Raw genomic sequence first — 3,524 nt, forward strand, 5'->3', positions numbered from 1 at the left:
AGATCGAAAACATGTTCTGCAAGCTCAAGGACTGGCGGCGCATCCACACCCGATACGACCGTTGCGCCCACACCTTCATGTCCGCCATCTGTATCGCCGCCGCCGTCATCTTCTGGCTCAATCAATGAGTCCTGAGCCTAGCTCTGTCATCGAGAACGTGTGCGATCTCGCCTTCGCTTCGCTGCTTATGCATGGTTTTGCAAAGAGGCGACAATTCCGAACGACATCCGACCATCGTAGCAGCCGGTACTAAAGTTCAGGAATATGTTCTGACAGATCGATCCGTGCCTTGTCCATATCAACGGCTGCAAAAATGAAGTTTCGCTTGTTTGCCTCCTGCGGTGTGAGCCTGCCAGTCTCGATCTCCCAATCCAGCTTGGCTCTTGCGATTGCCTTCTCGTGGGTTCGGTTCCAGACAGGATCGGGTGCTGACGTGCCGTCCCGCAGTTGCTGTCTGGCTAATCGCCATCGCGAACGTCGCTGATCTTCGTTGTCATCGATTAGGGCATCGAAAGGGCAATTTGATCGCAGTTCGCGGCCCAAGCCATCATCCTGCACCATAAGCGCCATCCAGAGTTCCTGTGGCCGACATGTCAACAGGAAGCGCCAGAAACGCTGGCCTATCGTTGCCGCCCTGGCGGCGACCCTATGATCCAGGGCAAGCCGCGCTGCCTCAACCAGAGGGCCGATGCCCTCTCGCTGGCACCGTAGCATGTCGACTAGCTGGATCGCGCGCAGCAAGCGGCAGCGCTCCCCAATAGCGTGAGCATTATGCCGCCTGTCCTCGGAAAACGCAGCGCGGTCCGTCGGTCCAGTGTGAGCTGATTTCTTGTCGCGGATGTCCTTACTCCTCATACCGCGCCTACTTTCTCAAACTCTTGCCAGCTCGTCAGCGCCGACGCGCAGCCGTTATCGCAGCAGACATCCCGGGCGTGAAGACCAAAGCCATTAGCTCCAAGCCTACGGGCAGGCACGATCAGATGGACATGCGGGTCGTTCGATGAGCCAGCCCAATATGGCACATGTAGCACCATCAGCACCGCGAGTTGCAGTTCGCGTACGAAATAGCTCAGGACCCATGCCCGGATATCTTCCCAGCTCACGTGGAGGGGCCGATCGGCTGACAAGTCAATTGTGAACTGAGCATATCCCGTCTTCTCGACCGCTGGGTGCGTGGCATCATAACGTTCGAGAAGATAGGAAAGCTGCGCATATTCACCCGGCGCATTTGTCGGTACTAGCAGGTCATGTCGGGCTGCTTCATGTCCTGCTGGCGTCAGCTTTGCGAGAACGGCGGCGGAAACGCCGTTCCTTATTCCGTCATTCTTCCAATAATAGCGGACGTAGCGAAAATGGGGATGGTCGGTGCTATCCCCAACGTAGGCGGACAGCGCCTCGGGACCAGAACGGCTCTTCTTGCCAGTCATGCTGCCCACCTCCCGGCAAAGGGGAGCATTTTTTGGCTGGTGCAGGGAAACAGGATAAGTCCCTCGGTGGAAGCCCTGACTCCAGGCTGGCCATCCTCAAGCATCGGCATGAACCACAGCCTGTCGTCGAACCAGGCAGACCGATAGTCTACGAGCCACTCGCGCCTCCTGTGGAAATGAATGTCCAGGCTCTGCGGCCAGGCCCCCGAACGTAGGAGCAGCAGGTCTAGCCCATGGCTATCTCCCATCTGCGCCAATTTTTCACGGGTTTCTGACCCAGAAACATTTGTGCCCGCAATCAGCAAATTGGCCTGTTCGAGAAGCAACATGCCTTCGGTGCCGGTCAATTGTCGGCTCGGTTCAAGATCGATCGGCGCGCCGATATCGCGCGCGATCCTCATCATCGCTCGCTGGACCGAACTGCGAACGAACGGAAGGGTTTGCGCCCCCCCATTGGGGACGCATTCTGGAATATATGTCACATTAATCACTTTCAGATTGGGGAGCCGCGCCACTGAGCCGGGCTGCACTCTCCCTTTTTTCATTCCGTTACTCAGTTGTACTGAGCTACTTGCTTACTTGATAAATCGGGCTGCGATGGCAGCCCTTGTCCCGCAGGGACAGCATCTGTTAATCCGGGCAAGATTAATGCTCGATCGCAACCATGATTATCAATCGGGCTCGGCAGGGTTCACGCTTAATTATCCTGTGACATGCATTCAGCGATCAAATCGGTTTTGGCCCGGTGTCATGTCGCACGATGCTCCGTAATCTGGGCCATTGCTCTACCCAATGGGGCGACGGGGGCGAGTGATCCTGGGCCTTTCCCGTGTCCCGCGGACCTGCAATCCGTCCCTGCAGCCGGGGGCTGTTCGGTTATCCGAACTACATGTGTTCGCGAAACGGGCATGGTTGCACCGACATTGTATTGGACTCGGCCACTATTGCGGAGAGTATGCCGCGTACCTACAAGACTTGGCACGTGCTGTTCGAGGCCGGCCAACCCTTGGCGCTGGCGGCCATTTCTTCCGCTGAGGAATTCGTATTTGTAGCCGGCAACTTTGGTATGGTTTAACTGATCAGCAAATCATCGGCGCTCGGACATAGGAACCAAAATAACTCCAAATCATATCGGATAGGCATAAGATTGCTACCAGGTACCATATGATTTCAGCCGACCTCCTGCATGGCCCTTCCATTCATTTCCCTGAACAGTTTGACGATCAATGCTAGGCGACGCTGGCTAGTAGGGCGGGCCAGGGCATCGGCCGCCAGTTGCTCAGCGCGGACGTGGATGGCCAAAAGAACAATCGCCAATTTGAACGCGCGATCATCCTGTAGGCTTTTACGTTCTTTCTGTTCTAGCCTGACCGCAAGCGACCCGCGCCACCGGCTGCGCCCCTTCAATGGCGGAATGACATCCCGGCTTTTCAGAAAAAGATGCAATGTGGCCGAATTGCGCATTGGATAAAGTTTGCATGTGTGGCGCAGATGAATGTCCGCCTCCTTAAAGCCCATGGCCTTCAACAGCAGATTGACAAAAATTTCTCCGTCTTTCAGGTTCCGGAAAAGGAATTCATTACTCCTTGTATTTTGCAACATCGCTGTGAGCGCTGTTTCCAGTACTCGAGCCTCACGCGCGCCCACCTTTCGACTGAGGCTCAGGCGGCTCTCCAGCGCCTTCAGATAGGCGGGATCTTTCGTCAGTGGGGAAAGCAGCAGCTGCCCTTTCTTGCCTTGCCAGAATCCAACTGGCAGAAGACTGTTGCTGGCCCTCCTCCAATAGACATGCTTGCCATTGCCAGCCTGCGCGTTGCCCGAAAACAGATCAATCATGTTCCGAGCGGGAATGGCATGAGGCGCAAGCCAATCCCTTGCGCGCTTCTTGGACCTCGGCTTGTGTATAGCTTGAGGCGAGGTGGGCAGCTGCTTTTCCTCTGCTGTGAATGTCGCGGGCCGGTCACGTCCGTCAATGTGGTGTAATTTCGGTGCTGGCCATCGGGCTGCATTTTCAGGCGGCCTTGGGTGTAATCTGTAGCGGCTGAACCTCCTCGGTTATGGGTGTGGCAAGGGCGGCCATGCCCTCGATCTGCATGT

The 3,524-nt window shown here is 56.2% G+C and carries 4 protein-coding genes and 1 pseudogene; 1 reads left to right on the top strand and 4 read right to left on the bottom strand.

Going from position 1 to position 3,524, the window contains the following annotated elements:
- Positions 1 to 128: pseudogene (locus AC13EK_RS07980) on the top strand (IS5/IS1182 family transposase); the annotation flags it as partial.
- 121 nt (positions 129 to 249) lie between these two features.
- Here the strand turns inward: AC13EK_RS07980 and AC13EK_RS07985 are convergent.
- The 4 genes from AC13EK_RS07985 to AC13EK_RS08000 all read right to left on the bottom strand — a co-directional run bounded on the left by AC13EK_RS07985 (position 250) and on the right by AC13EK_RS08000 (position 3,263).
- Positions 250 to 741, bottom strand: coding sequence for a hypothetical protein (locus tag AC13EK_RS07985; protein ID WP_164522515.1), 492 nt, complete (start codon positions 739 to 741; stop codon positions 250 to 252).
- 110 nt (positions 742 to 851) lie between these two features.
- Entirely contained in the window at positions 852 to 1,427 is a 576-nt protein-coding gene (locus AC13EK_RS07990; protein ID WP_081261097.1) for a hypothetical protein, read from the bottom strand.
- Positions 1,424 to 1,831, bottom strand: a complete 408-nt coding sequence (locus AC13EK_RS07995) for a hypothetical protein (protein ID WP_155738167.1) — start codon at positions 1,829 to 1,831, stop codon at positions 1,424 to 1,426. Before AC13EK_RS07995 ends, AC13EK_RS07990 begins: the two co-directional genes overlap by 4 nt.
- Before the next feature lie 766 nt (positions 1,832 to 2,597).
- The gene (locus AC13EK_RS08000; protein WP_483022154.1) at positions 2,598 to 3,263 is read right to left on the bottom strand and encodes a hypothetical protein; all 666 of its coding nucleotides are present in this window, start codon (positions 3,261 to 3,263) and stop codon (positions 2,598 to 2,600) included.
- Positions 3,264 to 3,524: the final 261 nt, after the last annotated feature.

It is taken from the genome of Sphingobium sp. L-44 (genome assembly GCF_056859495.1).

Coding starts and splice junctions, on each gene's coding strand:
- AC13EK_RS07990 (WP_081261097.1), bottom strand. CDS start 1,427: ATGACTGGCAAGAAGAGCCGTTCTGGTCCCGAGGCGCTGTCCGCCTAC.
- AC13EK_RS07995 (WP_155738167.1), bottom strand. CDS start 1,831: ATGATGAGGATCGCGCGCGATATCGGCGCGCCGATCGATCTTGAACCG.
- AC13EK_RS08000 (WP_483022154.1), bottom strand. CDS start 3,263: ATGATTGATCTGTTTTCGGGCAACGCGCAGGCTGGCAATGGCAAGCAT.